General features: G+C 64.2%; 23 protein-coding genes. 12 read left to right on the top strand and 11 right to left on the bottom strand.

All coding sequences use genetic code 11. The annotated features are described in order from the left end of the window. Positions 1–10: 10 nt before the first annotated feature. Positions 11–1231 carry a cytochrome P450 gene (locus BLV07_RS11615; protein ID WP_091884810.1) on the bottom strand — a complete coding sequence of 407 codons (1221 nt, stop codon included), beginning with the start codon at positions 1229–1231 and terminating at the stop codon, positions 11–13. Positions 1232–1314: 83 nt separating this feature from the next. Here BLV07_RS11615 and BLV07_RS11610 point away from each other — a divergent pair, with 83 nt between their 5' ends. Then, on the top strand, positions 1315–1821 hold the full coding sequence (locus tag BLV07_RS11610; RefSeq protein ID WP_091884807.1) for a MarR family winged helix-turn-helix transcriptional regulator: 507 nt from the start codon (positions 1315–1317) through the stop codon (positions 1819–1821). A gap of 257 nt (positions 1822–2078) precedes the next feature. Here BLV07_RS11610 and BLV07_RS11605 read toward each other — a convergent pair whose 3' ends face one another. Beyond that, positions 2079–2705 (bottom strand): glutathione S-transferase family protein, encoded by a 627-nt coding sequence (locus BLV07_RS11605; RefSeq protein WP_091884802.1) that lies wholly within the window; start codon positions 2703–2705, stop codon positions 2079–2081. A gap of 171 nt (positions 2706–2876) precedes the next feature. On the opposite strand from BLV07_RS11605, the gene pyrE reads away from it, so the two are divergent. After that, positions 2877–3440 (top strand): orotate phosphoribosyltransferase, encoded by a 564-nt coding sequence (pyrE, locus tag BLV07_RS11600; RefSeq protein ID WP_091885388.1) that lies wholly within the window; start codon positions 2877–2879, stop codon positions 3438–3440. A 248-nt stretch (positions 3441–3688) separates the two neighbouring features. Then, on the top strand, positions 3689–4462 hold the full coding sequence (locus BLV07_RS11595) for a DUF2865 domain-containing protein (protein ID WP_091884797.1): 774 nt from the start codon (positions 3689–3691) through the stop codon (positions 4460–4462). 122 nt (positions 4463–4584) lie between these two features. Here BLV07_RS11595 and BLV07_RS11590 read toward each other — a convergent pair whose 3' ends face one another. After that, the gene (locus BLV07_RS11590; RefSeq protein WP_091884794.1) at positions 4585–5016 is read right to left on the bottom strand and encodes a hypothetical protein; all 432 of its coding nucleotides are present in this window, start codon (positions 5014–5016) and stop codon (positions 4585–4587) included. Positions 5017–5204: 188 nt separating this feature from the next. Between BLV07_RS11590 and BLV07_RS11585 the strand changes: the two genes are divergently transcribed. After that, the gene (locus BLV07_RS11585; protein ID WP_091884789.1) at positions 5205–5495 is read left to right on the top strand and encodes a GIY-YIG nuclease family protein; all 291 of its coding nucleotides are present in this window, start codon (positions 5205–5207) and stop codon (positions 5493–5495) included. Between the two features lie 71 nt (positions 5496–5566). On the opposite strand, the gene BLV07_RS11580 is transcribed toward BLV07_RS11585, so the two are convergent. Next, positions 5567–5800 carry a hypothetical protein gene (locus BLV07_RS11580; protein WP_244551071.1) on the bottom strand — a complete coding sequence of 78 codons (234 nt, stop codon included), beginning with the start codon at positions 5798–5800 and terminating at the stop codon, positions 5567–5569. Positions 5801–6016: 216 nt separating this feature from the next. On the opposite strand from BLV07_RS11580, the gene BLV07_RS11575 reads away from it, so the two are divergent. Together BLV07_RS11575 and BLV07_RS11570 are read left to right on the top strand one after the other, a co-directional pair. Further along, entirely contained in the window at positions 6017–8533 is a 2517-nt protein-coding gene (locus BLV07_RS11575; RefSeq protein ID WP_176945479.1) for a glycogen/starch/alpha-glucan phosphorylase, read from the top strand. A gap of 225 nt (positions 8534–8758) precedes the next feature. Then, positions 8759–9574, top strand: coding sequence for an acyl-CoA thioesterase (locus BLV07_RS11570; RefSeq protein ID WP_091884775.1), 816 nt, complete (start codon positions 8759–8761; stop codon positions 9572–9574). Positions 9575–9743: 169 nt separating this feature from the next. On the opposite strand, the gene BLV07_RS11565 is transcribed toward BLV07_RS11570, so the two are convergent. The 3 genes from BLV07_RS11565 to BLV07_RS11555 all read right to left on the bottom strand — a co-directional run bounded on the left by BLV07_RS11565 (position 9744) and on the right by BLV07_RS11555 (position 15058). Continuing rightward, positions 9744–11360: a phosphoenolpyruvate carboxykinase gene (locus BLV07_RS11565; protein ID WP_091884769.1), complete on the bottom strand. Its 1617-nt coding sequence runs from the start codon at positions 11358–11360 to the stop codon at positions 9744–9746. Between the two features lie 286 nt (positions 11361–11646). Continuing rightward, complete coding sequence (locus BLV07_RS11560) at positions 11647–14244, bottom strand: CHAT domain-containing protein (protein ID WP_091884765.1); 2598 nt, start codon at positions 14242–14244, stop codon at positions 11647–11649. A gap of 64 nt (positions 14245–14308) precedes the next feature. Then, the gene (locus BLV07_RS11555) at positions 14309–15058 is read right to left on the bottom strand and encodes a HugZ family pyridoxamine 5'-phosphate oxidase (RefSeq protein WP_091884762.1); all 750 of its coding nucleotides are present in this window, start codon (positions 15056–15058) and stop codon (positions 14309–14311) included. Positions 15059–15301: 243 nt separating this feature from the next. Between BLV07_RS11555 and BLV07_RS11550 the strand changes: the two genes are divergently transcribed. From BLV07_RS11550 to BLV07_RS11530, 5 genes are all read left to right on the top strand, one after another. Next, positions 15302–16003: a response regulator transcription factor gene (locus BLV07_RS11550; protein ID WP_008542552.1), complete on the top strand. Its 702-nt coding sequence runs from the start codon at positions 15302–15304 to the stop codon at positions 16001–16003. 117 nt (positions 16004–16120) lie between these two features. Then, a complete protein-coding gene (locus BLV07_RS11545) occupies positions 16121–17917 on the top strand; it encodes a sensor histidine kinase (protein ID WP_091884759.1) in 1797 nt (598 codons plus the stop codon). Beyond that, positions 17914–18438, top strand: a complete 525-nt coding sequence (locus tag BLV07_RS11540) for an HPr kinase/phosphorylase (protein WP_091884756.1) — start codon at positions 17914–17916, stop codon at positions 18436–18438. The genes BLV07_RS11545 and BLV07_RS11540 overlap by 4 nt, the downstream gene beginning before the upstream one ends. 133 nt (positions 18439–18571) lie before the next feature. Continuing rightward, positions 18572–18973: a PTS sugar transporter subunit IIA gene (locus BLV07_RS11535; protein ID WP_007597752.1), complete on the top strand. Its 402-nt coding sequence runs from the start codon at positions 18572–18574 to the stop codon at positions 18971–18973. Further along, positions 18970–19287 (top strand): HPr family phosphocarrier protein, encoded by a 318-nt coding sequence (locus BLV07_RS11530; RefSeq protein WP_091884753.1) that lies wholly within the window; start codon positions 18970–18972, stop codon positions 19285–19287. Before BLV07_RS11535 ends, BLV07_RS11530 begins: the two co-directional genes overlap by 4 nt. 173 nt (positions 19288–19460) lie before the next feature. On the opposite strand, the gene BLV07_RS11525 is transcribed toward BLV07_RS11530, so the two are convergent. From BLV07_RS11525 to BLV07_RS11515, 3 genes are all read right to left on the bottom strand, one after another. Next, positions 19461–21086 carry a glycosyltransferase family 39 protein gene (locus tag BLV07_RS11525; RefSeq protein WP_091884749.1) on the bottom strand — a complete coding sequence of 542 codons (1626 nt, stop codon included), beginning with the start codon at positions 21084–21086 and terminating at the stop codon, positions 19461–19463. An 89-nt stretch (positions 21087–21175) separates the two neighbouring features. Further along, complete coding sequence (locus BLV07_RS11520; RefSeq protein ID WP_091884747.1) at positions 21176–21946, bottom strand: M15 family metallopeptidase; 771 nt, start codon at positions 21944–21946, stop codon at positions 21176–21178. Then, on the bottom strand, positions 21943–23298 hold the full coding sequence (locus BLV07_RS11515) for a caspase family protein (RefSeq protein WP_091884744.1): 1356 nt from the start codon (positions 23296–23298) through the stop codon (positions 21943–21945). The genes BLV07_RS11520 and BLV07_RS11515 overlap by 4 nt, the downstream gene beginning before the upstream one ends. 132 nt (positions 23299–23430) lie before the next feature. Between BLV07_RS11515 and lepA the strand changes: the two genes are divergently transcribed. Beyond that, positions 23431–25242 carry a translation elongation factor 4 gene (lepA, locus tag BLV07_RS11510; RefSeq protein WP_091884741.1) on the top strand — a complete coding sequence of 604 codons (1812 nt, stop codon included), beginning with the start codon at positions 23431–23433 and terminating at the stop codon, positions 25240–25242. 581 nt (positions 25243–25823) lie between these two features. Here the strand turns inward: lepA and BLV07_RS11505 are convergent. Continuing rightward, the coding region (locus BLV07_RS11505) for a transposase (RefSeq protein WP_143035390.1) at positions 25824–26033 on the bottom strand (210 nt) is incomplete at its 5' end.

The raw sequence follows: 26033 nt of genomic DNA, 5'->3' as shown, positions 1-26033 counted from the left end.
AAACTCCTCGTCAGGCCGGGGTGATGGTGACAGGCAGGCTGTCGAGCCCGCGCAGCGTGTTGTTGAAGCGCCGTTTTGGTTCGCCCGTGATCTCGATCTTCGCGATGCGTCGGGCCAGCGCCGTCAGCATCACCTCGCCTTCGAGGCGGGCGACGAGCTGGCCGACGCACATGTGGATGCCGGAGCCGAAGCCGACATGGCCGGAGGTGCGGCGGGTGATGTCGTAGCGGTCGGGCTTGTCCCAGCGCCGCGGATCGCGGTTGGCGGCGGCGAGGAACATCAGCACTTTCTCACCCTCGCCGATCTTCGCGCCGGAGAGCTCGACCTCCCGCGTGGTGGTGCGGAAGAAGGTCTGCACCGGGCTTTCGAAGCGCACAGCCTCCTCGAAAGCGCCGCGCGCGAGCGAGAGATCCTCGCGCAGGCGCTGCCATTGATCCGGGAAGCGCGCGAGGCAATAGACCGCGGCGCCGATGCCGTTGACGGTGGTGTCGAGGCCGGCCGACAGCAGCGAGCGCACCAAGAGTGGCGCTTCGGTCGCGGTGATCTCGCCGTCATCGACGCGGGCGTGGATGCAGGCGCCGAATCCGCCGGGCGCCAGATTTTCGCGCTGGCACTGCTCGGCGACATAGGCCTGATGCGGCGCCGAGCGTTCGATCGCCTCCTGGCGCAACTGGTTGGGCGGGCCGAAGGCGTTGAACACCACGCTCGCATAGGGGATCAGATGCTCGCGTCCTTCCGGCTTCAGCCCGAGCGCATCGGGAAAGATCGAGAGCGGATAGGCTTCCGCGAGGTCGGCGATCGCATCGAAGCTGCGCTGCTCCAGTAACGCTTCGACCCGCGCCTCGGCCGCTGCGGCAAAGCGGTCGCGCACCTGCTTCATCACGGTCGGCGACAGCACCTTTGACAGCACGGCCCGGGTGCGGGTGTGCGCGGGCGGATCGGCCTCCAGGATCAGGCTCGGCGGCCGCCACGGCGTCTCCTTCTTGAAATCACTGAGGCCGACGCCACGGCTGGAGCAGAAGGTCGCGGGATCGTTCAGCACGGCATGGACCTCGGCATAGCGCGCCACGCCGTACACACTCCATTTGTCGAGATAGACGACCGGGCCTGCCTCCCGCAGCAATTCATGCGTGGGATAGGGATCGGCGAAAAAATTCATCGCGAAGGGATCGACGTCGAGATGCGGGACGGCGGCGACGCCAGCTGATACGGAGGAGCCGGATGCAGTCATGGGAGACCTCCCTCATTTTGATCTTGTGAAAGGGCGGCGCATGCCCTTAGGTCTCTCGGCCCGCCGCGAGTCAGAACCCCGATATGCCGCCGTCTTCGACCAGAGTCCGCCAAAAGCCTGCGCCCAATGATGCGGGACCGACGCTCGATCTCGATCGTTACGTCCCGGCGTTCGTCACCTTCATCGCTAATAAGCTCTCGAACAGCGCTACCGCGTTCTATCAGCGGCAATTCGGCGTCAACGTCACGGAATGGCGGATCATGTCGCTGCTGGCGATCGAGCCCGGCATCCCGGCCTCGCGCATCTGCCACGTCATCGGCTTCGACAAGGGGCCGGTGAGCCGGACGCTCGCGGGGCTCGAAAAGCGCGGGCTGGTGTCGATCCGCACCGACCCGAACGACGGCCGCACCCATTCGATCTCGCTCACGGCGAAGGGCCGCGCCACCCACGACAAGGTCATCGTCGCCGCGCTCGAACGCGAGCGGCGCCTGTTGTCCTGCCTCAGCAAGGACGAGCGTGAGGTGCTGATCGACCTGCTCCGCAGGCTGCACGAAAATCTCGGCGCGGTGACCGGCGGCACCGAGACCTGACAGGCCGCGCGCCGGCGGTCCGCCTCCCTCATGTCTAGGCATGCGCCAGCATTTGCCGACGGCACCAGTCCGGCCGCGCATCGTTTCCTCCGAGATCGGACGCGGCGGTTCCTCCGCCGTCGTCCTTGTCCGGGAAACGGTTCGCACAAATTAGTTGCTTAGGCAACAAAATAATGCAGGATAATGCGGCAGGACGGTTGGCCTATTGGGCGAGGTATCTCCTGTTTCCCCCTTGTGGGAGAGGCTAAAGAGCAACCTCAATCCAGTTTCGCCTCCATCCCCCGCTTCACCGCGGGCCGCGCCATCAAGGCGTCGTACCAGCGCTTGACGTTGGGGAAGTCGGCGAGATCGACCTTGTGGCGCGGATGGCGCCAGGCCCAGCCCAGGATCGCGAAATCGGCAACCGAGAGCTCGCCGGCGACGAAGTCGCGGCCCTCCAGCCGGCGGTCGAGCACGCCATAGAGCCGGCGCGTCTCCGCCATGAAGCGCTTCAGGCCATAAGCGCGGTCCTGCTCGTTCTCGAGCGCGATGAAATGATGCACCTGGCCGGGCATCGGGCCGAAGCCGCCCATCTGCCACATCAGCCATTCATAGACGGGGATGCGCGCGGCAAGCGATCTCGGCAGGAATTTGCCGGTCTTTTCGCCGAGATAGAGCAGGATCGCGCCGGATTCGAAGATGCTGACAGGCTTGCCGTCGGGACCCTCGGGGTCGACGATCGCGGGGATCTTGTTATTGGGAGAAAGCTTGAGGAACTCCGGGGCCATCTGCTCGCCCTTGGTGATGTTCACCGGGATCACCTTGTAGGGCAGCCCCATCTCCTCCAGCGCGACCGAGATCTTGCGGCCGTTCGGTGTGTTCCAGGTGTGCAGTTCGATGGTCATGCCTTGCTTCCCTTCCCCAGGTTCGGCCCTCACCTACTCCAGAAGGTTGCACCCCCACAACCGGCGGGCCGGAATAGCCGATCCCTGTTGACGGGAGACGCCCCCTCTGGAATGTCGCGGCAGTCGCGGATAAATTCCGCCTCCTTCAAAAACGCTGTTCGAGGGACCGTCGTGTCGAAATCAGCCTCCCGCGCCCGCCTGTTCGAAATCATCCGCCGGCGCTCCTTTGGCCGCGGCGAGGTGACGCTCGCGTCGGGCCGCAAGAGCGATTTCTACTTCAACCTCAAGCCGACCATGCTCGACCCCGAGGGCGCGACGCTGCTCGCCGAACTCACTTACGAGGCGCTGAAGGACGACAAGCTCGATTTCATCGGCGGGCTCGAGATGGGCGCGGTGCCGCTCGCCGGCGCGCTGGCGCAGATCTCCTGGATCAAGGGCCATCCGATCGCGGCGTTCTTCGTGCGCAAGAAACCGAAGGAGCACGGCGCCAAGCTCGCGATCGAGGGCTTGCCCAAGGGCGAGACCTTGGCGGGCAAGCGCGTCGTGATCGTCGAGGACGTCACCACCACAGGCGGCTCGGCGATGAAGGCGGTGGAATCCGTGCGCGAGACCGGCGCCAATGTGGTGCTGGTGCTGACCATGGTCGACCGCGAGGAAGGCGCCACGGACACTTTCGGCGCGGCCGGCCTGCCGTTCCGCTCGCTCTACAAGGCGTCGGAATTCTTGAAGGCTTGAGGCCGCGAAACAGCCCTGGACGTTACGCTCGGGCGTGGCCCGGAAGCAACGATCTGTCGGAAGCTGTGCCCGGCCTCAAAGAGGTCACGGCCTCGACTTGAAACCGCCTCCGCTCAACTGCTCATTTACCATCCCGCTTTATGGTGAATCATGCGCCAAGACCTCGCTGGTCGCGGCCAGGTTCAGTAGCGTCCGTGGAGTGAGCGTTGCGTACAATCTCGTCCCATGCGCGCCGGTGGCGTCGCGCGATGCTTGTGGCCGCCAGCCTTGCGGCACCGCTGCTCGCGGCCCCGGCTCCGGTTTCGGCCGAAGGCCTGTTCGACTTCTTCTTCGGCGGCCTGCAGCAGCAGCGCCCGCAGCGCGAAGTGCCGCAGCAGGCGGGCTCCTACACCGATCCCTTCACCGGCCAGCAGAATGCGGCAACCCCGCAATATGCGCCGCCGACCCGTTCGGCGGCGGCCGGCGGCTCCGGTCCGGCCTTCTGCGTGCGCAGCTGCGACGGCAAATATTTTCCGCTGATGCGCGGGCTCGCCTCGCCGGCGCAGATGTGTCAGGCGTTCTGCCCTGCCAGCGCGACGAAGGTCTATTTCGGCTCCTCGATCGAGGGTGCCGCGTCGCAGACCGGCGAGCGCTACGCCGACAGTGAGAACGCGTTCGCCTACCGCAAGGCGCTGCGCGCCGACTGCACCTGCAACGGGCGCGAACCCGTGGGCCTCGCCCCGGTCGACCTCGCGCTGGATTCATCGCTGAAGGCCGGCGACGTGATTGCGACCGCCGACGGCCTCGTTGCCTATACCGGCATCCGTGTCGGCAACGACCAGGCTGCGGACTTCACTCCGGTTGCCTCCTATCCCGGCCTCACCGCGCAGGTCCGCGCGCGTCTTGGCGAGATGAAGGTAGCACCGGTGCGCGCCGAGACGGTCGCGGCGGACGCGCCGGCCGCGGAGATCGTGCGCGAGGTGCTGCCCGACGTGACCGTGCCGAAGACGCAGAAGCCGGCGAAGCGGGCGGGATTGGACTGATCTCGTGTCCTGGACGCGGCGCAGCGCGAAAGCGATGCGACGCTGAGCCGGGACCCAGCAATTTCTGGGCCCCGGTTCAGCAGCGCATCACTGACGTGCTGCGCTGCGCCCGGGGCACGAGTCTACCGTCCGATGATCACCCCGATCACGTTCGGCGCCGCCAGATATTTCTCCTCGATCGCCGCGCGCGCAGCGGCGCGGTTTTCCGGCGTCAGGAGGCCGCGCTTCTCGGCCAGGATCATCCAGCAAAAGCCCCACCAATCGGTCAGCATGCCCTGGTCATCGACGAGGTCATAACCCTGCTCGGCGGCGAAGATGCGCGCTTGCGCTTCATCCAGCGTGTCGAGGAACAGATGGTCGTCGGTCGAAAACAGCTCGTCGCTGATGTCGTCGATGGTGTAGCCCCAGATCGACTGGCACACCGCGTTGAACTCGCGGTCGAACTGGTCGTCATCGATCCTCTGGCGCCGCGCCGCCCGATGCAGTCGCGACAGCGACCGCGCGAAATCGGCGATCCGGGTGAGGGCGAATTGATCGAAGGCAATGGTGGACATGTAGTCCTCGTGAAGTCTGAAGGACGCTAGATATTGTGTCGGCGAGATGCCGAATCACAATGATATATCAAAGACTTGCTAAAATGTTCTTAATTTGTTCTGATGCTCCGGCGCTCTTGTTGAGAACGTCGTCCTGGCGAAAGCCAGGACCCATTACCCCGGTCGGCGTTGTCTTTGCGAAGGGAGCCATGAGCACAGGCAGCTACTACGTCTATATCCTCGCAAGTCGTCATCACGGTACGATTTACGTCGGCGTCACCAACGACGTACGCGCGCGGCTTGAGTCGCATCGCTCGGGGCGAGGCTCCAAGTTCGTGTACAGATACAAGGTATTCCGGCTCGTCCATGTCGAGGCCTTTGCGACACCGCAAGAAGCGATCGCACGCGAGAAGCAACTGAAGTTCTGGAAGCGCGACTGGAAGATCAAGTTGATCGAGCAGGAAAATCCGGATTGGAATGACCGGTCGGGCCTCATCTAGCAGTTGGGGTAATGGGTCCTGGCTTTCGCCAGGACGACGCGCGGAAGCAGTCTCGCCTCGCCCCAACGCCCTCAATTCACCGCCGACATCAGCCTGTCCCCGCATGCGCTCGCATAAAACTTGCCGCCACATTGGCGCTTGATGGCGGCGCAGCGGGCTGCTGGCGTTGCGTTTTGCGGGAGCGAGACTGCGCAGCTGAGGCCGTCGGCGCTGCGGCCCATTTTGCCGGCGGCGGAGGCGGCGGTGGAGACGCTGATGCAGACAATGAGCAGGGTCGCAGTGGCGATTTCGATCAGCAGTCTCATCAGAGGTCTCATGAGGGCTCCTCCACAGTGATGGCTGAATTGGCCGCCATTGTAGCAGCAAATCCGTGTTTCTCCGTGCTGGTCCGGGTTCCCAAATCGGCCCGTTCCTTGCATAAATTTGCATCAACGCAGTGCACGACCGCGCCAGCGATGGTTCCGGTGCAGGGGCATGACGCGTAGGGTGAGTGGTGTTCGTTCGACTAGGAAGTGACGGCCTTGCAAGATCAATCGTTCCAGCCAAATTTTCCCGCCCCCGGCCAGCCCATCGACGAGCTCGCGCTGGCTGAGATCAAGGGTGCGATCCTGGCGAAGCTGCGCCTTGCCATCGGCAAGGACGCGGGCATGGCGACCAGGCACGACTGGTACCAGGCCGCGGCGCTCGCGCTGCGCGACCGCGTCGTGCATCGCTGGCTTACGGCGGAGAAGCGCAGCTACGACGCCGGGCGCAAGCGCGTCTATTATCTCTCGCTCGAATTCCTGATCGGCCGCCTCTTCACCGACGCGCTCAACAACATGGGGCTCCTGAAGATCTTCGAGCTCGCGCTCGGCGATCTCGGCGTGTCGCTGCCCGAGCTGCGCAAATGCGAGCCGGACGCGGCGCTCGGCAATGGCGGCTTGGGGCGGCTCGCCGCCTGCTTCATGGAAAGCATGGCGACACTGTCGATCCCTGCGATCGGCTATGGCATCCGCTACGATTACGGCCTGTTCCGCCAGATCATCAATCAGGGCTGGCAGCAGGAATATCCGGACGAATGGCTGAGCTTCGGCAACCCCTGGGAATTGCAGCGGCCGGAGGTGATCTACGACGTCAATTTCGGCGGCGGCGTCGAGCATGTCGACGACAAGGGCCGTGACCGCGCCATCTGGCACCCGGGCGAGACCGTGCAGGCGATCGCCTATGACACGCCGATCGTCGGCTGGCGCGGGCAGCACGTCAATGCGCTCCGCCTGTGGTCGGCGCGCTCGCCCGATCCGCTCAGGCTCGATGCCTTCAACAAGGGCGACTATGTCAGCGCCAGTGCCGAGCAGGCGCGCGCGGAAGCGATCTGCAAATTCCTCTATCCGAACGACGAGAGCCCGGCGGGCCGCGAGCTGCGGCTGCGCCAGGAATATTTCTTCGTCTCCGCCTCGCTCCAGGATCTGGTGAAACGGCATCTCGCCTCCGACGGCCAGCTCCGCAGCCTCGCCGGCAAGGTCGCGGTGCAGCTCAACGATACCCATCCGAGCCTCGCCGTCACCGAACTGATGCGCATCCTCGTCGACCTCCACAATTTCCGCTGGGACGAGGCCTGGAAGATCACGGTCGCCACGCTCTCCTACACCAATCACACGCTGCTGCCCGAAGCGCTCGAGACCTGGCCGGTCGAGCTGTTCGAGCAGCTGTTGCCGCGGCATCTGGAGATCATCTACCGCATCAACGTGCAGCATCTGGCGCTGGCGGAGGCGCGCTGCCCCGGCGACATCGACTTTCGCGCTTCGGTCTCGCTGATCGACGAGAAGAGCGGCCGCCGCGTGCGCATGGGCCAGCTCGCCTTCGTTGGCTCGCACCGCATCAACGGCGTCTCGGCGATGCATTCCGACCTGATGCGCGAGACCGTGTTCCACGATCTCAACCATCTCTATCCCGGCCGCATCACCAACAAGACCAACGGCATCACCTTCCGCCGCTGGCTGATGCTGGCGAACCCGAAGCTGACCGATCTGTTGCGCGAGACCTGCGGCGATGCCGTGCTCGACGATCCCTCCCAGCTCAGCCTGATCGAAGCCCGCGCCAGCGACGTCGAATTCCAGAAGAAATTCCGAGCCGTCAAGCACGCCAACAAGGCGGCGCTGGCGCGGCTGATCGGCGAGCGGCTCGGCATCAAGGTCGATCCTGGCGCACTGTTCGACGTGCAGATCAAGCGCATCCACGAGTACAAGCGCCAGCTCCTCAACATCATCGAGACGGTCGCGCTGTACCAGGCGATCAAGGACGATCCCAACGGCAATTGGGTGCCGCGGGTGAAGATTTTCGCGGGCAAGGCCGCGGCGAGCTACCGCTACGCCAAGCTGATCATCAAGCTGATCAACGACGTCGCCGAGGCCGTCAACAACGATCCTGCGATCGGCGGCAAGCTCAAGGTCGCCTTCCTGCCCGACTACAATGTCAGCCTGGCCGAAGTGATCATTCCCGCAGCCGACCTGTCCGAGCAGATCTCGACCGCCGGCATGGAAGCCTCCGGCACCGGCAACATGAAGCTGGCGCTGAACGGCGCCATCACCATCGGCACGCTCGACGGCGCCAATATCGAGATTCGCGACCATGTCGGCGCCGAGAACATCGCGATCTTCGGCCTGGAGGCCGGCGACGTGATGATCCGGCGCAAGCAGGGTCTGGATGCGTCCGACGTCATCCGTAATTCGCCGAAGCTCCAGCGTGCCATCAATGCGATCGGGACCGGCGAATTCTCAAACGGCGATCCCGGCCGCTTCGAATCCATCGCGCATGCGCTGCGCTATCTCGACCATTACATGGTCAGCGCCGATTTCGATTCTTATTACGAGGCGCAGCGCGCGATCGATGCGCGCTGGCAGGTGGCGCCGGCCTGGACGCGCGCGTCCATCCTCAACGTCGCGCGCATGGCGTGGTTCTCGTCCGACCGCACCATCCGCGAATACGCCGAGGAGATCTGGAACGTGCCGGTCAATCCGACCACGCCGCTGCTGCCAGATCTGCGCGACGTCGCAGGCTGATTTTCCGCAGCGTGAAATCGGCCTTACCTGCGAGGTTATTGCACCTTGCAAGGCGGATGATGATATGATTGTCGTCATCCCCAAGCCGGCGTCAGTGATACGGACGCCCTAGCTTCAACACCGTCATTGCGAGCGCAGCGAAGCAATCCAGATTCTTTCCGCGGGGACAGTCTGGAGTGCTTCGCTGCGCTCGCAATGACCGTCGGGGAGATACCGAGGAACACAATGCACGCCAAGCTCCCGCATCCTTTCGACGACGCCACCCGCATCACCGCCGGTGACTCCAGCTGGCAGGGGCACACCAGCGACGATTACTGGGCCTTTGTCGGTCCGTTCGGCGGCGCCACCGCCGCGACCATTTTGCGCGCGCTGATCGATCATCCCGAACGCGCCGGCGATCCGCTCGCGCTCACAGTCAATTACTGCGCACCGATCGCCAAGGGGCCGTTCGATCTCGACGTACGGCTGGTGAAGGCCAACCGCTCCAGCCAGCATTGGAGCGTCGAGCTCAGCCAAGGCGGCGGCGAGGTCGCAACGCTCGCCACCGCCGTGTTCGCCGAGCGCCGGCCGTCCTGGGAGCACGGGGTGACGAAGTGCCCGGACGCCAAGCCGTTCGAGCAGACGCTGCCATTCCCGACGATCGCGGCGTCTTGGGCCAATCAGTATGAATTCCGCTTCGTCGAGGGCGAGATGCGGATCGGCCCGCCGCAGGCCGAGCCCGCCAGCACCTATTCGAAGATCTGGATCAGCGACCGCACGCCGCGCAAGCTCGACATGCTGTCGCTGATGTCGATGTCGGATGCCTTCTTCGGCCGCATCTTCCATGCGCGGCGCGAGCTGGTGCCATTCGGCACGGTGTCGCTGACGACGTATTTCCACACCGATGCCGAAGAGCTGGCGGCGGAAGACATCACGCGCGTGCTGGCGACGGCCGACGCGAAGATCTTCCACAAGAGCTATGGCGACCAGAACGGCGAGCTGTGGTCACCGAACGGACGACTGCTCGCGACCACGACGCAGATCGCGTATTTCAAGGCGTGAGCTGCTCCCGCAGGGCACGTCATTGCGAGCGCAGCGAAGCAATCCAGACTGTCTCCGCGGAGGGATTCTGGATTGCTTCGCTGCGCTCGCAATGACGGTGGAGAGAGCTCGCGCAAAGAAAAAAGGGCGGCCTCGCGGCCGCCCTTTCGCAATTCAAACAGCGCAAGCTCTACTCCGCCGCGAGCTTCACGTCCGGCGCGGCTGCGCGCACTTCGGCGTCGACCTGGGCTTCGAACTTGGCGAAGTTCTTCTGGAACATGCCGATCAGCGCGCGCGCGGTCTTGTCGAACTCGTCCTTGTCCTTCCAGGTGTTGACCGGGTTGAGGATTTCGCTCGGTACGCCAGGCAGGGCGGTCGGGACCGCGAAACCGAAATATTTGTCGGTGCGGAATTCGACGTTGCGAAGCGAGCCGTCGAGCGCGGCGGTGAGCAGCGCGCGCGTCACCTTGATCGGCATGCGGGAGCCAACACCATACTTGCCGCCGGTCCAGCCGGTGTTGACCAGCCAGCAGTCGACATTGTGCCGGGCGATGAGCTCACGCAGCATGTTGCCGTAGACGCTGGGGTCGAGCGGCAGGAAGGGCGAGCCGAAGCAGGTCGAGAATTCCGGCTGCGGCTCATTGCCGAGACCGCGCTCGGTGCCGGCGACCTTGGCGGTGTAGCCGGACAGGAAGTGGTACATCGCCTGCGCCGGCGAGAGCTTTGCGATCGGCGGCAGCACGCCGAACGCGTCGGCGGCTAGCATCACCACGTTCTTCGGCTGCGGCGCACGGCCAGTGCGCGAGGCGTTCGGGATGAAGTCGAGCGGGTACGCCGAGCGCGTGTTCTCGGTCTTGGAGCCGTCGTCGAAATCGACGACGCGGGTGTCCTTGTCGAGCACGCAATTCTCGAGCACCGCACCGAAGCGCGTCGATGCAGCAAAGATCTCGGGCTCGGCTTCCTTCGACAGCTTGATGCACTTGGCATAGCAGCCGCCTTCGAAATTGAACACGCCGTTCGGGCCCCAGCCGTGCTCGTCGTCGCCGATCAGGGTGCGGTTGGGATCGGCCGACAGCGTGGTCTTGCCGGTGCCTGATAGCCCGAAGAAGATCGCGGTGTCGCCGTTGGCGCCGACATTGGCGGAGCAGTGCATCGGCATCACGCCGCGCTCGGGCAGATAGTAGTTCAGCGTGGTGAACACCGACTTCTTCATCTCGCCTGCGTAGTAGGAGCCGCCGATCAGGACGATCTTGCGGGCGAAATCAATCGCGACGACGTTCTCCGAGCGCACGCCATGGCGCTTCGGATCGGCGCGGAAGCTCGGCATGTCGATGATGGTGAGCTCGGGCGTGAAGCTCGACAGCTCGACGGCCTCGGGGCGGATCAGCAGCGTGCGGATGAACAGCGAGTGCCAGGCGAGCTCGGTGAAGACGCGCGTCTTGATCCGGTAGGCCGGATCGGCGCCGCCATAGAGATCCTGCGCGAACAGAGTCTTGCCTTCGGCGTGCTTGAGGAAATCCTGATGGAGCGTCTCGAACTGCTCCGCGGTGATCGACTGGTTGCCGGCCCACCACATCTTCTTGTCGGTGGTGGCGTCACGCACCGTGAACTTGTCCTTCGGGCTGCGGCCGGTGAACTCGCCGGTGTCGGCGCAGAGCGCACCGTCGGCGGACAGCACCGCCTCGCCTGCTGAGAGCGAGTATTGATAGAGTTGTGGCGCACCGAGGTTCCAGTGAACCTGCTTGAGATTCTTTAAGCCGAATTTGTCGGCGCCGAAGGCACCGTTGCGCACGCCCGTCTCTTGCACGAAAAAATCCTCCTAGAACCCGCGACACTTAGCGCGACCAAACTTTGGCGCCATCGCGGTCACCGTGAATATAGGCCATTTAGCCTCGGTTGGGCGACCTAATACTGATGAACGCTGGCGTTGCCAAGCTGATCCCGTAGGATTTGGTTTATTCAAAGACCGCGCCAAACGTCGCGCATGTCAGCTCTGAGCAGGCGCATTCAAAAAGTTCGAATGATCGCGCAACCAAATGCGCATTTGCGCGTTACTTGAGGTTATTGCGACGCACAATGCCCGACGTGGCTTCCTATCGTACCTCACCTTCGCCGATGAGTGCGAACGGCCCCCACATCGCAGGGTAGGCGTTGCGCGGTGACGAGGCGTCATCGAGATAGCTTAACATCGCGCGGCGCAAGGCTTCGGCGCGACCGATCTTCGGTTCGTTCTTGAGCAGCTCGAACGTCGACGTGGTCAAGCGCGTGGCAGCTTCTGAATCCACCGCCCAATGCGAGACCAGGAGCGCGCGGGCACCGGCATAAAAGAACGAACGCGCCAATCCCGACAGGGCTTCGGCGCCGGGCTTGTCGCCCGCGATGGTGTTGCAGGCCGACAGCACAACCCAATCCGCATTGAGCTTGAGCTGGGCCACCTCGCTCGCGGTGAGCAGGCCGTCGTCGAGCTCCGATGGCTGATCGGGAATGGAGAGTGCAAGCGAGGGCTCACCCAATCCCTTGATGTCGCCGGCGACAAGGCCGTGGGTGGCAAAGTAGATGATGCCATATTGAGCAAGCGCTGCACGCTTGAGCGTCGTTTCGCTGGCGTCGCGGCCGAGATGGATGTCGGCATCAGTCGCGCCGACATCCCTCGCCACCGCGTTCAGCTCGTCCGCAGTATCCGGCAGTTGCGGCAGCGCCTGCGCCAGCCGCGCCCGATCGACGCCGGCACCGCGCCAGAAGTCGGTATAGGCGATGGTCGCGATGCTGCGCGCTGCGACCTTGCCGCTTGCGGCACGACGCTCGGCCGGTCCCTCCAGCGCAGGGTTGAACACGGGATCGCCGAAGCCGGTCATCGGCTTGATGCCTTGATCCCTGCGCGCAAAGGCGCGCAGCGATTTCAGGCTGATCACCGACGGCAGCACCGAGACGGCCTGACGCCGCAACAGCCAGGCGGCGCTGCGATAGCCTTCGAGCCTGTCCGGGATCGCAGCTTGCGGCTTCTCCGTGACCAGCAGATGAAACGGCAACGCGGTCAGCGCCGCCGACGGCACGACCAGCAAGTTGCGCTTGTCTTTCGTCAGCGCCTCCACCGGACCAAGCAGCGCGGCATAGAGCTCGTTCGCGAGCGCAAGGTCGAACAATCCGGCTTTGCCGGAGGCATCGTGCGCCTTGCCGACGTCCAATCCCCGGCGGAAGGCGGACACTTTCTGCGCCAACGCGTCAGCGCCGAGCGGGATCTCCTTCCAGTCGACGCCGTCGCGGGTGATCGCGATGACGTAGCTTTGCTTGTCGACGATCGAATAAAGCACCATCGCCTCGTCCGCCGACAGCAATGCCTGAATGTCCTTCACCGCCAGCGGCAGCGGGTTGGAGAGTGAAGAATAGTCGGGAAACTCGACGGCGAGGGTCTTCTGCAATCCGCTGCGCTCGCTCGCGATTGCCGCGATCCGCGCGCGGCTGCGCTGTTCGGCCGCGCGGTCGCGTTGAGCGGAAGGCTTCGACACCGCAGCGATCATCGCTTTGTCGAGCGCGTCGGACTCGGCCGCGAGATCCTGATCTTTACGCACGAGCTCGGCGAGCCGATCGCTGCCGGCGGCCAACCGCACCGCGAGCTTGTTCACGGCGGAGGCGGCAGAGGATTGCGTGCCGCGCTGGATCGCCGCGAGCGCCTCGTCCAGTGCCTTGTCGTCCGGCAGGAGATGCTGCTGCCGCGCGGAAAACAGGATCGGCAACACGACGCGCAACTGCGCACGATTGTTGGCGAGCGTCTTTTCCGCGAACGGCAAGGCGTCGGCAGTCCGCCCGGATACCTGGAGGAAATAGGCGAAATTGCTGGTCGAGATTGCGACGTCGGGGTGATCGGCGCCGAATGCGCGCTCGCGGATCGCCAGCGCGCGGCGATACAGCGGCTCGGCCTCGGCATAGCGCTGCTGGTGTTGATAGAGACCCGCGAGATTGTTCAGCGAGCGGGCGACGTCGGGATGCTCCGGCCCCAACACCTTCTCGCGGATCGCGAGCGAACGCTTGATCGGCGCTTCGGCATCAGCATCGCGATTGAGGTCGCGATCGACCTGACCGATGTTGTTCAGGACTGTCGCAACCGCGGGATGCTCGGGCCCGGCGGCTTTCTGGTAGATCGCAAGCGCCCGCTGGAACAGCGGCTCGGCGTCGGCAAAATGCTCCTGCTTGACGTAGAGCGTGGCCAGATTGTTGAGGGCCTGGCCGACGTCGGGATGCTCGCGCGGCAAGCTCTTTTCGCGCACGGCGAGCGCGCGCTTGAACAGCGGCTCGGCCTCGGCGAAGCGGCCCTGCCGCTGATATAGCGCGGCGAGATTTGTCAGTTCGGACGCGACCAATGGAGTGTCGAGGCCGAGCGACTTTTCCATCAATGCGATCGCGCGCTTGTAGAGCGGCTCGGCCAGATCATCGCTCCCCTGGCCGGCATGGACCTGACCGAGATTGTTGAGCGCAGCGGCGAACTCGCGGCCGTTGTCGCTCTTCTCCAGGCTCGCGACCATCGCCTGCGCGAGCGGGAGCGCTTCCGAATACTTGCCGGCACTCATGAGCGCGTTGATCCTGGCGCCCTGCGCCGCGAGATTGCCCTTCTGGGCAAGGCCAGCCGTGGACAGCGATGCGCTCGCCGCGAGCGCGAGGCCTGCGATCAGCGCCAGTCGATTCCATCTTGCCATGAACACTCTCGCTGCCGCCGTCGGACCGATTACGGTCTTGGGTCGCAGCGATGAGCGGCGACGTTCAAAGCGTTGCGCCCTGGTCCATCTTCTTGCGCGCCTCACCAGCGAGGCGGACCAGCATCTTGCGCAGTGCCGTGCCATCCGTCACCCGCTCCGGGAAGTCCAGCCGCAGGGCGGTCTGATCCATTTGCATATCGAAGCCTTCCGGATCGCAGCCGGTGCAGCGCCAGTCGCCCTCGGCGGCGCCGAGCAGCCTTGTGGCATAGAGGTTCATGGTGTCGCGATGGTCGGCATTCATATGTTCGACGGCGCCCTGTTCCGCCGCGAGCAAATCCTCGGCGCCGGTGAGATCCGTGAGGAACTGCTCGGGCTTGAGGTCGACGATCCGGCCGAAGCCGGCGACCAGATGGGTTCCCGAGGGACGGATCCGGAAGAAGGAGAAATCCCTAAACGAAACAAAGCCCTCCGCCGACGGATGGGCATTGAGATACCGTCGCTGGAGCAGCTCCTTGTCGGTGCCGGCCTGTTCCGCCCGGCCGGAGAGCATGATCCGGGCCCCTTCCAGGGGATCGCCGGCCACGCGCTCGTCCAGCATCAGCGAGATCCGGCTGTCCGCGAGGATGTTCCGGGTATGCACGGCGAGGCGCGAGATCAGCAGGATCGGCGAGCCATCGGGATGGCTCGCCAGATTGATCAGGGAACAATAGGGATCGCCACTACCGGCCATCAGGGTTGCCAGCGCCCCCTGCCGCAACCGTCGCAGCAGCGATTTGGCGAGTTTCGCGGGGTCGAAATCCGGGGTCGGTTGCATCGGCTTTCTCGGGGTCAGGTGGTTGCAAGGGAGGCCTTTTTTCGGGTAAACGGGGGCCAGGTTATGGGTCGAGACGCGGCGGATCTGCCGCGTTTCGTGGAACTTGGTCACACTTCAGCCTAGCTTGCATTGCTCGGTGACAAGGTTCGTATGCCGAGTTCGGCACCCATTGTATGCGGCGCATCACTGGATTGCTCGCCGTTTCAAGCCACGACCCAAACGGAAAGCAGAAAGCAGAGGCTCATGCCCACAATCGCTTTGGTCGACGACGACCGCAACATTCTCACATCCGTCTCGATCGCGCTGGAAGCCGAAGGCTACCGCATCATGACCTACACCGACGGTGCCTCCGCGCTTGACGGTTTTCGCACCACCCAGCCCGATCTCGCGATCCTCGACATCAAGATGCCGCGCATGGACGGCATGGAGACGCTGCGTCGTCTCCGGCAGAAATCCGATCTGCCGGTGATCTTCCTGACCTCCAAGGACGAAGAGATTGACGAGCTGTTCGGCCTCAAGATGGGCGCCGACGACTTCATTCGCAAACCGTTCTCGCAGCGCCTTTTGGTCGAGCGCGTCAAGGCGGTGCTGCGCCGCTCGGCGCCGAAGGACCCGACCGTCGCGCCGAAGGAGAACGACGCCAAGGCGCTCGACCGCGGCCTTTTGCGCATGGATCCGGAACGGCATACCTGCACCTGGAAGAACGAGCCGGTGACGCTGACCGTCACCGAATTCCTGATCCTCCAGGCGCTGGCGACCCGCCCCGGCGTGGTGAAGAGCCGCAACGCGCTGATGGATGCGGCCTATGACGACCAGGTCTATGTCGACGACCGCACCATCGACAGCCACATCAAGCGGCTGCGCAAGAAGTTCAAGGTGGTCGACAACGAGTTCGAGATGATCGAGACGCTCTACGGCGTCGGCTACCGCTTCAAGGAAGCCTGAGGCGGCAGGCAGCTTCACGAAAGACGAGAGCATCGCCGGTTCTGATTCCATCGGGACCGGGATCGCTCTAGGATGCGGGGACCTTCTCAACGAGCTGTCCTAACGCGGGCGTAAGCATTGCTTGACCGAACGCAGCCTGATCCAAACCAGAGCGCCGAGGATGTCGCATCCCACGGCGTTCCGGAGCACGTTGCCGAAGACAAGCCGCAGGGTTGGCGGCCGCTGAACTGGTTGAAGCGCGCCGGGCAGTTCTTCTTCGCGCTGTCCTTCTCGAGCCTGACCCGCCGCATCGTCTCGCTCAACCTCGCCGGCCTCGTCGCGCTGGTCGCCAGCATCCTGTATCTATCGCAATTCCGCGCCGGCCTGATCGACGCGCGGGCGCAGAGTCTCCTGGTGCAGGCCGAGATCATCGCCGGCGCCATCGCGGCCTCTGCGACCGTGCAGACCAATGCCATCACCATCGATCCCGACCGGCTGCTCGATCTGAAGCCGGGCGAGACCTATGGCGGCTCGGACGAATATTCGCCGCTGGACTTCCCGATCAATCCGGAGCGCGTGGCGCCGGTGCTGCGCACGCTGATCTCGCCGACCAAGACGCGCGCGCGCATCTACGATCCGAACGGCAGCCTGCTGGTCGACAGCCGCAACCTCGAAAACGTGCTGCGCTACAATCTGCCGCCACCGGCCGAGAAGCCCGGCATCGTCGAGCGCGGCATGGTCGCAGTGCGGACCTGGCTGAACCGCGGCGACCTGCCGCTCTACCGCGAGCTCGGGCCCGAGAATGGCAATGGCTACGCGGAGGTGGGTGACGCACTCCAGGGCCAGAAGCGCTCGATGGTGCGGGTCAATGCCCGCGGCGAGGTGATCGTCTCGGTCGCGGTCCCCGTGCTGCGCTCGCGTGCCATCCACGGCGCCTTGATGCTGTCGACTCAGGGCGACGACATCGACCAGATGGTCACCGCCGAGCGCCTCGCCATCCTGAAGGTCGGCGGTGTTGCCGCAACGGTCATGATCATGCTGTCGCTGCTGCTTGCCAGCACGATCGCAGGTCCGGTGCGCCGGCTCGCCGACAGCGCCGAGCGCGTCCGCCGCCGCATCAAGGCCCGCATCGAGATCCCCGATTTCACCCGCCGCCGCGACGAGATCGGCCACCTCTCCGGCGCGCTGCGCGACATGACCAGCGCGCTCTACAGCCGCATCGAGGCGATCGAGATGTTCGCCGCCGATGTCGCCCATGAACTGAAGAACCCGCTGACCTCGCTGCGCTCGGCGGTCGAGACGCTGCCGCTGGCGCGCAACGAGACCAGCCGCGCACGCCTGCTCGAGGTGATCGAGCACGACGTCAAGCGGCTCGACCGTCTGATTTCGGACATCTCGGACGCCAGCCGCCTCGATGCCGAATTGCAGCGCCAGGATGCGATCCCGGTCGACTTGCGCCGCCTGCTGACGACGCTTGCGTCCGTCGCCAACGAGACCAAACTCGGCCACGACGTCGCGGTCGAGACCCGCTTCGAGGGCCGCGGCCCGACCGACACGTTCGCCGTGACCGGTCACGATTCACGGCTCGGACAGGTCGTCTCCAACCTGCTGTCCAACGCGCAATCGTTCTCGGAAGCCGGCAGCAAGGTACGCCTCACCTGCCGCCGCGCGCGCGGAGAGATCGAGATCGTGGTCGACGACGAGGGCCCCGGCATCCGCGACGACGCGCTGGAGCGGATCTTCGAGCGCTTCTACACCGACCGTCCGCATCAGGGCTTTGGCCAGAACTCCGGCCTCGGATTGTCGATCTCCAAGCAGATCATCGATGCCCATGGCGGGCGCATCTGGGCCGAGAACCGCGCAGGCCCGCTCGATGCCGACGGCGCGCCGACGGTCACGGGCGCGCGCTTCGTGGTGAGGCTGCCGGCGCTATGAGCGACGGCGGCCCCAGCGTGCACGCCTCCGCCGTCAAGGTCGGGAATTTTGCCGTGCTGATCCGCGGTCCCTCGGGCTCCGGCAAGTCGCGCCTTGCCTTCGATTTGATCATGGCGGGCCGGTCGGGCCTGATCGAAAGGGCCGTCCTGGTCGGGGATGACCGTGTCCATCTGGCGACAGTCGGCCATGAAATTGAAGTCCGCCCCGCTCCGGTATTGGCTGGTCTGATCGAGATCCGGGGCTTGGGAATCCGCCGCTGCGACTTCGTGGAGCATGCGATGGTCGGCCTCGTGGTCGATCTCGACGCGGCGGACGCCGAGCGCCTGCCTGCGACAGAATCGCTGAAAACCAGCATTTCTGGTGTCGAAATACCGCGAATCCCTGTTAGCCGCGGCTATTCGCCCCTCCCATTGGTTGTTGCGGCCTTGACCACTACTAAGAGTTCATCTTCCGTTAAGCCCTCAGCCGATTGTTTGAAGGGAAATGGTAACCATATGAACCCCACTATCGCGACCGAATAGACCGGCGCAGCTCCCCTCATCCATCCGTCTAGATTCAGGGAGATACGCAACATCCCCTCTTGCGCAGGGGCTCTGGATGGTCAAAGTGGCGCGTTCGTGCGGCGCACCAAAAGCGCCCGCGAGGAGTTTTCCGATGATTGGTCTAGTACTTGTGACCCACGGGCGCCTTGCCGACGAATTCAAGGCAGCGCTTGAGCATGTCATGGGCCCACAAAAGCAAATCGAAGCGATCACGATCGGTGCCGAAGATGATTCCGATCTCTGCCGAAGCGACATCATCGAGGCGGTTAACCGCGTCGATTCCGGCGACGGCGTTGCGATCCTCACCGACATGTTCGGCGGCACGCCGTCGAACCTCGCAATATCCTGCATGAGCCGGCCCAAGGTCGAAGTGCTCGCGGGCATCAACCTGCCCATGCTGGTGAAGCTCGCCAAGGTGCGCGAGGAGCGTCCGCTACCCGACGCGATCGCGATGGCGCAGGAAGCCGGCCGCAAATACGTCACCATCGCCAGCCGCGTGCTCGCCGGCAAATGAGCGACGACGCGCCGCAAGCCGCAACGGGCGTGCCCGCGGGGGCGATCTCCAAAGAGCTTCTGATCATCAACAAGCGCGGCCTGCACGCCCGCGCCTCGGCGAAGTTCGTCCAGGCGGTCGAGCGCTTCAACGCGCAAGTGTGGGTGACGCGCGGCGGCGAGACCGTCGGCGGCACCTCGATCATGGGCCTGATGATGCTGGCTGCGGGTCCCGGCACGACCATCACGGTCGCGGCTGCCGGCGACGAAGCCGAAGCGGCACTCACGGCGATCACCGAGCTCGTCGAGAGCAAGTTCAACGAGGAAGGGGTTTAGGCCCTTCTCTCGCCACGCGCCGTGCGGCGCTCCCTCGCCCCGTTCTTACGGGGAGAGGGTTGGGGTGAGGGGCCTCCCTCCGCGCATGAGATCGTTGTGAGACCTGTACCCCCTCACCCGGATCGCAAGAGCGATCCGACCTCTCCCCGCAAGCGGGGAGAGGTAAAGAGAGCTCACTTCCCCGGCGGTGCGATGTAGATGTTCCAGCTCATCGCCGGACCGGCCTTGCCGTGGGTGAAGCGGCGCGTCGTCATCACCATGCGCTCGGTGTTCGGCGCGACTTCCGAGACCCACTTCTCGAACTTGGGCAGACGTTCGTCGGTCGGATCGAACACGCCGATGAAGCCGTAGGTCCTGACGTCCTCGAGCGAGGTCAGCCCGGACGCCCAGGCTTCGTTCGGCGTGAACGGGCTGGGGTGATCGGGGCTGTAGAACACCATCGGCTGAATCGTCTCCATGGTCCCGGCGACGACCGCCCAGCGCGAGGCAAAGCGCGCGTGCCAGGCCTGCGTCAGCTCGCGCGCCAGCTCCGAGCGCGCGCCATAGGTCGCCGTGTTGCCTGCATTGGCCGCCATCTCGCGTGCGGCGATCCAGGGCGAGGCGGCGAGCGTGGCGGCGCTGAGCACGAGCCAGATCGCGGCGATGTTGAACAGCACCGAGCTCTGCACCCGCAATGCGGGGATCGCGACCAGCGCCAAGGGCACCAGGAAGAACAGCGAGATGCCCCAATCGGTCTTCATGTAGATGCTGAACACCAGCGCGCCGAGCGGCGGGCCGAACGCGACGATGATCTGGATGATCCAGACGTTCAGCGCCTGCGAGAGGTTGACGCCCGGATTGGTCCCGCGCGCCCAGGCTCGCGTGACGATGCGCAAGGGCGCGCGCATGAGCAGCGTGAGCCACGGCGGCACCAGCGCCATCGCCAGCGCGGCGAGCGCGACCGGCAGGGCCAGCAGCGCGAAATTATGCAGGAAGTAGCCCGCGACGAGCTGATGCACCTGGCTGCTGTCCTCGAGGCTGTAGGTGTCGCCGGCATAGGTCAGCGGCACGAAATGCGCATCCGCCAGCCAGACGATGTGCGGGATCATCGCCACCACCATCGTCGCGATCGCGACCCATGGCGCCGGCGACGACAGGAAGCGCAACCGCTCGGGATGGATCAGCGCGGCAAGGCCGATGGCGCCGATCATGGTCAACACCCAATATTTGGTCATCAGCGCCAGCGCGCCGGCAAGCCCGAGCAAGACTCCGGATTGCCAGCTCCGCTTCGCGAAGGCGTTGAGATAAGCGAGCACGAGCAGCGGCAGCGTGACGAGCTGGAGCAGATCCGGGTTGTACTTGAATCCCTTGAAATTGAAGATCGGATAGAGCGCGATCATCACCACGACCAGGAACGCGCGCCGCGCGTCGACCACGCGCAAGGCAACCAGCCAGCAGATCACCATGCCGACACTGACGGTCGCCATCGCAAGCGCATAGGTCGCCCAGTCCGCCGCCGGGAACAGCTTGAACCAGAGGCCGGCGATCCAGCCCGACAGCGGCGGATGCTTGCCATAACCCCAGAGGAATTTCTGGCCCCAGCCATAGGCTTCTGCGACGTCCATGTGAACGTCCTGCGCCGCCTTGAGATTGATCAGGATGAAGGTCCAGAGCACCGCATGCAGGATGGCGAGCTGGATCACCAGCCAGAGGCGGGCCTCGGGGCGGATCGCGCAGGCAACCAGCCAGGCCCGAAAGCGGGCATAGCTTACCCGGGTCTTCGCGCGCGCTCTGGCGGAGGGAAGTGACGTAGTCGACATGGAGCGTTGCGTAGCGCGTTTTGCGCTGGAGTGAAATCAGCTTGGCGTGAATGAAGGACGCGGGGACCCCGAGCACGAAAAGTCCGCAATCACCGGGCCAGCAGTTCCGGGCGATATTCAAAGTGCATCGTGTCGTAGTGATACCATTTGCCGCCCCAGATGAACCCGTGGCGTTCGAAGATGTCGACGATCTCCTTCGGAATCCTGTTCTTGTACGGGATGGACTTGCCCCGGCCCGCCCACAGCCAATAGTCGGAATATCGCAAATTCAGGTCGATCGCGGCTGCATAGCCATGCATGCTCATCTTTCCGGTATCGGCGACCGGCCGGCACGACAGCACGCCGGCAATTGGAAATGCAGCGGCCTTCAGCGCCGGCGCGAGCTTGTCGATTTCCGCCGACACCTCCTTGAGTCGGTCCGCTACGCCATTGATCCGGGTCACCTGGATCGCCTTCCCCCATGTTCGAGGCAGCCAGGTGATGGTGACGAGATTCCGCTGAACCGCTCCACTGTGACAGTCGCCATACATCTTCCTGAAGAACGCTTCGTTCCGAAACCTTCCTGGGTCGGCGTTCAATGCGGGCGGCGCGGAAACGCCGACGGGATAGGGCAAACGGAGCTGGTCCACGATCGAGGCGTCGCGCAGGCGCTGATCAAATGACTTGTCGTCGATGCCGTCGTCGACAGGCATTGCGGTGCCATCGCGCCAGACAATTTGCTTGCCGTCGTGACCGGACAGAGCTTCGGGATAGGCGCGAACCAGCCGATCGAGAAGCTCGGTTCTGGTCTGGGCCTTCGCCGGGGCAGAGGCAAGCACGAGAACGAGGAGGACGCGTCCTGCCCGCAGCGCCATCGTCATCGACGCTTGGCGGCCTGATCGAGCAGCGCGACATTCGCCTCCTCGATCGAATTGAGCTTTGGATTCCATGTATTGGGCGAATACCATGAAAAGCGCTGAAAGCGGGCCTTGAGATCTGCCGCTTCGAAATATCGTCCGCGTCGCGCAAAGATCTCGTTGCGCGCGATACGGAGTTCGTCGTTCGAAAGCCCACGCAGATCAGCGGACGTGAGCAGGCGTCGATCGGAATCGGGAAAGATGAAGCCGCTCTGAGCCGGGCCGCCGGATTCATAGCGTTCGATCAAGGCGACATTATCCTTCTCGACGGCGCTGAGCTGAGGGTCCCAGGTCCGGGGGACGTACCAGGCGAACTTGCTGAATCTCGCTGTCAAATCGGGCGCGCTGAAGTAGCGTCCTCGCCGGGCAAAGATCTCGTTGCGCGCAAGGCGCAGCTCATCCTTGCTCAGCGCCCTCAGATCGGCATCGGCAAGCAGCCGGCTATCGGAATCCGGAAACAGGAAATCCGACTGAGTCCTCGTCACCGGCGCGGAAGACGGAAGGTTTGAGGTGGGCGCCGTCACCGTCGCCGGCACGTCGACTGCCGCGACCTGCCCTGCCGCTGCGCCCGAAAAGTAGAATGAGCCGTCGATTGGCGAGGTGGAAACCCAGGGCTGCTGGGCGCTGCCGGTCGCACGCTTGACGATGAGACCCACCTGATTGAACGTCTGCAGCACGTCGAGCCCGGGTCGCTGCATCGTTTCGACCAGCGCCCGCGTGTAGGGACTATGCCCGTCGGCGCCGTCGAGCGCGACGTTTCCAGGCTGGGTGGCGTAGGAGAGCAGCGTTCCCTCCGGAGCGCGGATCTGCGCCAGGCCGCCGTCGGAGCCACGCAGCCCACGCCCGCCGAATGGATTGTTCCTGCAAGCATCGAGAATGACGATGTTCAGCTTGGTTCCTGCCCCATCCATCTGCCGAAGCACCAGTGCGGCATCGACCATCTGGAAATCCACGTCGGTCTCGCGCGTCGGATTCGCCGTGATCGGCACGAGATAGTTCGTCCCGCGAACCTGGATGCCGTGCCCGGCGTAGTAGAACAAGGCGACGTCGGCACCGATCAATTGGTTGCCGAAGCGCTGGACGGCGTTGTCGAAGCCCGCCTTGTCCAGCTCGACCTGGGCACCCCCGCCGACCAGCGCGAAGCCGAGCCGCTGCAACGTATCGGCCACCAGCTGCGCGTCGTTCGCGGGGTTCTCCAGCCGCGGCACGCTCCGGTAAGCGGAGTTGCCGATGACGAGGGCGACGCGCTTTTCAGCGGCGGCCGGGACGGCGAAACATGCGGCAAACAACAAGGCAGAAAGAATCTTCCAATGCATGGCCCGTTTCCATGACCGAAAGGTGGGAAAATAGCAGAGGCCGCCACTGAAATCGACGGCGGGAGCCTCATGCCGGCGCAGGAGGGTAAGTGAATGGTTGCCGCACGGGGATGTGAGTGGTATCCCGCGCCCATGACGACCGTCCCCATTTCCAACATCCGCAATTTCTCCATCGTCGCCCATATCGACCATGGCAAATCGACGCTGGCAGACCGCCTGATCCAGATGACCGGCGGCCTCTCCGACCGCGAGATGGCGGGCAAGGAGCAGGTGCTCGATTCCATGGATATCGAGCGCGAGCGCGGCATCACCATCAAGGCGCAGACGGTGCGCCTCGCCTACCGCGCCAAGGACGGCAAGGATTACATCTTCAACCTGATGGACACGCCCGGCCATGTCGATTTCGCCTATGAGGTCTCACGGTCGCTGGCGGCCTGCGAGGGTTCCCTCTTGGTGGTCGACGCCAGCCAGGGCGTCGAAGCGCAGACGCTCGCCAACGTCTACCAGGCGCTCGACAACAATCACGAGATCGTCCCGGTCCTGAACAAGGTCGACCTGCCCGCCGCCGAGCCCGAGAAGATCAAGCAGCAGATCGAGGATGTCATCGGCATCGACGCCTCCGACGCGGTGATGATCTCGGCCAAGACCGGCCTCGGCGTCCCCGACGTGCTGGAGGCGATCGTCACCCGCCTGCCGCCGCCGAAGGGCGATCGCGACGCGACCTTGAAGGCGCTGCTGGTCGACAGCTGGTATGACGTCTATCTCGGCGTCGTCGTGCTGGTGCGCATCGTCGACGGCACGATGAAGAAGGGCCAGCGCGTCCGCATGATGGGCACGGGCGCGGCCTACGACGTCGAGCGCGTCGGCTTCTTCACGCCGAAGATGCAGCAGGTCGACGAGCTCGGCCCCGGCGAGATCGGCTTCATCACCGCCGCGATCAAGGAGGTCGCCGACACCCGCGTCGGCGACACCATCACCGACGACAGGAAGCCGGTCGCCGACATGCTGCCCGGCTTCAAGCCGGCGATCCCGGTGGTGTTCTGCGGCCTGTTCCCGGTCGATGCCGACGACTTCGAGACGCTGCGCGCCGCCATGGGCAAGCTGCGACTGAACGACGCCAGCTTCTCCTTCGAGATGGAGACCTCGGCCGCACTCGGCTTCGGCTTCCGCTGCGGCTTCCTCGGCCTCTTGCATCTGGAGATCATCCAGGAGCGGCTGTCGCGCGAGTTCGACCTCAACCTGATCGCGACCGCGCCGAGCGTCATCTACAAGATGAAGCTCACCGACGGCCAGGAGATCGAGATCCACAATCCCGTCGACATGCCCGACGTGGTCAAGATCGCCGAGATCGACGAGCCCTGGATCGAGGCGACGATCATGACGCCCGACGAATATCTCGGCAGCGTGCTGAAGCTGTGCCAGGACCGCCGCGGCTCGCAGAAGGAGCTCACCTACGTCGGCTCCCGCGCGATGGTGAAATACGACCTGCCGCTCAACGAGGTCGTGTTCGATTTCTACGACCGCCTGAAGTCGGTTTCCAAGGGCTACGCCTCGTTCGACTATCACCTCACCGACTACAAGCCGGCCGATCTCGTCAAGATGCAGATCCTGGTCAATGCCGAGCCGGTCGATGCGCTCTCCATGCTGGTGCATCGCACCCGCGCGGAAGGACGCGGCCGTGCCATGGTCGAGAAGATGAAGGAGCTGATCCCGCCGCACATGTTCCAGATCCCGATCCAGGCGGCGATCGGCGGCAAGGTGATCGCGCGCGAGACGGTCCGCGCGCTGCGCAAGGACGTCACCGCAAAATGCTACGGCGGCGACATCACCCGTAAGCGCAAACTTCTGGAGAAGCAGAAGGAAGGCAAGAAGAAGATGCGGCAGTTCGGCAAGGTCGACATCCCGCAGGAAGCCTTCATTGCCGCGCTGAAGGTGGATAGCTGAGACGGGGCGGGCCCGTTTCAAGCGTAGCGAGATTGGTCGGTCCGGGACGTCTGGGGCCCGAAAACAAAATTATCGAAAAACAACCCCATGCACAGTAGCCGGGGTCTTGTTTGCATTGCGCTTTTTCGATTTTACGAAATCCATTTGACCCGTCGGGCAAAACAGGGGCATGATGGCATCCTCACAACGGGCGTGACGCTGGCACCCATCAGCACGCAACATCTCGACCGCCGACCGATTAGCCTTCGATCTCGGCATCCGAGCGCCACATCGGTGATGGCTTCCGGCCCGTAAACCTTCCTGCCAAGCCGTTCTGTCCGAGGTCAAGTTCTGAACTTAGCTACGGCATGCACTCATTAAGCGGCTGGCCGATTGACGTCCGGTCATTCCCAGCAGCGGCCGAAGAGCGGACATTCCCCGAGGTCGCGGATGGGCCTTGGTTGTGTGCAAACGCATAGGCCTGACGCGGCGTGGTCGCCAAGTATTGCGCGCGGCCGGTATTTGCGTATCGAATCGTCCAATGACCGGCCAAAGTAGGTACCGCGACCGGGGGATTGTAGTTTTGGACGCACTTCCGGCCGTCAGGCGGCGCGGATGGCTGCAATCAGGCTTGGTTTGCCGAGGATGTTCATCACCCGTGTGAGGTTATAGGCGAGAACATGCAGCGCCATCTCAGCAGCGACATTCCGCAGGCGCTTCATCAGGAAGTGGGTCGCACCCATACGGGCCTTGATCGTGCCGAAGGGATGCTCGACCGTCTCGCGCCGCGTCCGCATGGCGTCGGGATTGGA

This window comes from Bradyrhizobium sp. Rc2d (assembly GCF_900099855.1).
Lineage (GTDB): Bacteria > Pseudomonadota > Alphaproteobacteria > Rhizobiales > Xanthobacteraceae > Bradyrhizobium.
The sequence above is the reverse complement of the archived record's forward strand: the minus strand, read 5'-3'. Positions and strand labels throughout refer to the sequence as shown.

Coding starts and splice junctions, on each gene's coding strand:
- BLV07_RS11615 (WP_091884810.1), bottom strand. CDS start 1,231: ATGACTGCATCCGGCTCCTCCGTATCAGCTGGCGTCGCCGCCGTCCCG.
- BLV07_RS11610 (WP_091884807.1), top strand. CDS start 1,315: ATGCCGCCGTCTTCGACCAGAGTCCGCCAAAAGCCTGCGCCCAATGAT.
- BLV07_RS11605 (WP_091884802.1), bottom strand. CDS start 2,705: ATGACCATCGAACTGCACACCTGGAACACACCGAACGGCCGCAAGATC.
- BLV07_RS11595 (WP_091884797.1), top strand. CDS start 3,689: ATGCTTGTGGCCGCCAGCCTTGCGGCACCGCTGCTCGCGGCCCCGGCT.
- BLV07_RS11590 (WP_091884794.1), bottom strand. CDS start 5,016: ATGTCCACCATTGCCTTCGATCAATTCGCCCTCACCCGGATCGCCGAT.
- BLV07_RS11585 (WP_091884789.1), top strand. CDS start 5,205: ATGAGCACAGGCAGCTACTACGTCTATATCCTCGCAAGTCGTCATCAC.
- BLV07_RS11580 (WP_244551071.1), bottom strand. CDS start 5,800: ATGAGACTGCTGATCGAAATCGCCACTGCGACCCTGCTCATTGTCTGC.
- BLV07_RS11570 (WP_091884775.1), top strand. CDS start 8,759: ATGCACGCCAAGCTCCCGCATCCTTTCGACGACGCCACCCGCATCACC.
- BLV07_RS11560 (WP_091884765.1), bottom strand. CDS start 14,244: ATGGCAAGATGGAATCGACTGGCGCTGATCGCAGGCCTCGCGCTCGCG.
- BLV07_RS11555 (WP_091884762.1), bottom strand. CDS start 15,058: ATGCAACCGACCCCGGATTTCGACCCCGCGAAACTCGCCAAATCGCTG.
- BLV07_RS11550 (WP_008542552.1), top strand. CDS start 15,302: ATGCCCACAATCGCTTTGGTCGACGACGACCGCAACATTCTCACATCC.
- BLV07_RS11540 (WP_091884756.1), top strand. CDS start 17,914: ATGAGCGACGGCGGCCCCAGCGTGCACGCCTCCGCCGTCAAGGTCGGG.
- BLV07_RS11535 (WP_007597752.1), top strand. CDS start 18,572: ATGATTGGTCTAGTACTTGTGACCCACGGGCGCCTTGCCGACGAATTC.
- BLV07_RS11530 (WP_091884753.1), top strand. CDS start 18,970: ATGAGCGACGACGCGCCGCAAGCCGCAACGGGCGTGCCCGCGGGGGCG.
- BLV07_RS11525 (WP_091884749.1), bottom strand. CDS start 21,086: ATGTCGACTACGTCACTTCCCTCCGCCAGAGCGCGCGCGAAGACCCGG.
- BLV07_RS11520 (WP_091884747.1), bottom strand. CDS start 21,946: ATGACGATGGCGCTGCGGGCAGGACGCGTCCTCCTCGTTCTCGTGCTT.
- BLV07_RS11515 (WP_091884744.1), bottom strand. CDS start 23,298: ATGCATTGGAAGATTCTTTCTGCCTTGTTGTTTGCCGCATGTTTCGCC.
- lepA (WP_091884741.1), top strand. CDS start 23,431: ATGACGACCGTCCCCATTTCCAACATCCGCAATTTCTCCATCGTCGCC.